Below are 2,085 nucleotides of genomic sequence, written 5' to 3' on the forward strand. Positions count from 1 at the left end.
GCACGCGCCTCTTGCGCGGAAGACGTCAAAGCATCAAGCACCTTGTCGAGTATCTGGGTATTTACGGCGCTATTGCTGCGATTGTAACTGATGAATGCCTTGAGATCGTCCGCTGTAATGTCGCCGTTCAGCAATTTCGGCTGGCCACCGGAGAAGGTCCCGAGGTTCCTCATTTGAAACAGCGAGTTTATAAGATCGGCCTTTGCAGGGTCGGTATTCGGTGTACCATCCTCGTTGTAGATATAGCCGTCCTGAATGGTGCTACCGGTTGTTTTTTCGAAGAGTGCGATGTCCGAAGGGGATAGCCAATCCACTGGGTTTACGACACCATTTGCCAATGCTGCCGCAAGCGCCGGACTCGCCATGCCGGCAACAGTAGGCGTTCGGCTCAGCGGCGTGTCTTGTGAATTCAGTGCATTTGCAGAAAGCGTCGTATTGAGGTTTTGCAGCGCAGCGCTTCCCGAGGCACCAGCGCCAAGCGCTCTTGGGATATTGCCGTTTGTGATACCCTCTGGCCCCTGACCAGGTTCTTTGGTTGAGGTGGAATATTGAGCCGGGATTCGCATATTATATTTGTTGGAAATTTCCATAATTTACCCCCAAGGCTTTGCTGATCAAATAATCTGCACAAATCTCATCCGAAACGACCTTTGCGATCTTTCATCGCGCAGTTTGATTCGGTTTCCGAGCAAGGTAGTAATTTGTCAATAATTTTCACAACTGCGAATTTCGCAGGTGTCTAGCCACGGATTTGGCCGTTTTCGACAGCCTCAAGCAAGCCAAAGGATGCCATATGCCAACAACAAAATTTTTTTGTCGGCATCCGAGGCGAGATCGTTTGAGAGGCCGAAGCTCAAGGAGACTGGAAATGCAGATTTCAGATAACCGCTATTCAGTCTATTCCTCAAACTCACTTGCAAAGTCATCCTCCACGATGAAGCAAACAAGCTCCGGTGAGCAAGCTCAGAATACTGGCCCAATTTTCACTGATTATAGCGATCCTAAGAACGCCATATTTCAGAATCTGCTTAAAACTGCCTCCGTGCAAGATAATATTAAAGTCAACGAGGACGGGACCTATTCATGGAACCCCAATGCTGACGGCAGTGCGTCATCGACGCAGGAATGGTTGGCCATGGTCATGATCACCGAGCAGAATGGTCTTTCCTCCAAAGATCCGGGTGCAATGACTCCATATTCGACAGGTGATCTTGAAAAATTCAGGCAGCTGACCGGCTATAATCTTATCCAGGCGGGAGGAGCCTATACGGTCCTTGATGATTATGGAAATCCCGTTCCCTCTGACGATGTGGCAAAGGTGCAGGCTGCATGGGATATGTTTGATCTGGCGAAAGGTGGGCAGGACGTCAACGGTATCAGTGGCGATCTGACTGTTGACAATCTGCGACAAGCTGCGGAAGGCTTGACCCAGCAGAAAGGTGCGAACAAAGCGATTTGGGATACGCTGTTCAAGATGCTTGATGAGCGCCTAGGTCCCGATGCCCTCGCTTGATATATGTAGACAGCCCCAGTATTTTCTGGGGCTGCCTCTTGAAGGGCAGTAGCCGGTCGATCGCTTACGGAGTGGTGTTGACCACAATCATGCTGTTGCCGCTGCCATAAATCGTCGGCCTGATGACCTTCCCGACGTTGTATGGGGTCGTCACAACCCGAGCCTGGAAATAGAATGGAGCCGATGCCGGCTTTCCCGAGAAGATCGATGAAGATCCGTCATGGCTTGTGCTCCAGCCAGTGCAGTTGTGCACCCCCGGGACGTTCTGGCAGACGCGGACCTGCACCGCATAGGCGCTGGATGCGTAATTGATATCCCAGTCGACGGTAGTGACCGTTCCTACGGTTGTTCCTACCTTCCAGTTAGCGCTGGTTTCCATGAGATTGCTGATCGAAATCGATGGCGCTGAAACCGGCGATACGTACGTTGCAAAACTCGGCAGGGTCGTGCCTGCCAATGCCACAGCCGTTAGTAAAGCAAAGGCTGCTTTCTTAAAAAATTTCATGTGCCCCCCATTGGAAAACGAAAAGGCAATTATGACAGTTTCCGGAACTCAAGGTTCCGATGCAACG

3 protein-coding genes are annotated in these 2,085 nt (G+C 50.9%); 1 reads left to right on the top strand and 2 read right to left on the bottom strand.

Annotated elements, in window-relative coordinates:
- Positions 1 to 590 (bottom strand): hypothetical protein (locus ACI2KA_RS26905; RefSeq protein ID WP_404505480.1); only part of this gene is annotated, 590 nt, incomplete at its 3' end.
- A gap of 278 nt (positions 591 to 868) precedes the next feature.
- On the opposite strand from ACI2KA_RS26905, the gene ACI2KA_RS26910 reads away from it, so the two are divergent.
- The gene (locus tag ACI2KA_RS26910) at positions 869 to 1,513 is read left to right on the top strand and encodes a hypothetical protein (RefSeq protein WP_404505481.1); all 645 of its coding nucleotides are present in this window, start codon (positions 869 to 871) and stop codon (positions 1,511 to 1,513) included.
- A 64-nt stretch (positions 1,514 to 1,577) separates the two neighbouring features.
- On the opposite strand, the gene ACI2KA_RS26915 is transcribed toward ACI2KA_RS26910, so the two are convergent.
- Positions 1,578 to 2,018: a hypothetical protein gene (locus ACI2KA_RS26915; RefSeq protein ID WP_404505482.1), complete on the bottom strand. Its 441-nt coding sequence runs from the start codon at positions 2,016 to 2,018 to the stop codon at positions 1,578 to 1,580.
- Positions 2,019 to 2,085 lie beyond the last annotated feature (67 nt).

The sequence above is a fragment of the Agrobacterium sp. NPDC089420 genome (assembly GCF_044900305.1).
In the GTDB taxonomy this organism is placed as follows: Bacteria; Pseudomonadota; Alphaproteobacteria; order Rhizobiales; family Rhizobiaceae; genus Agrobacterium.

Coding starts and splice junctions, on each gene's coding strand:
- ACI2KA_RS26910 (WP_404505481.1), top strand. CDS start 869: ATGCAGATTTCAGATAACCGCTATTCAGTCTATTCCTCAAACTCACTT.
- ACI2KA_RS26915 (WP_404505482.1), bottom strand. CDS start 2,018: ATGAAATTTTTTAAGAAAGCAGCCTTTGCTTTACTAACGGCTGTGGCA.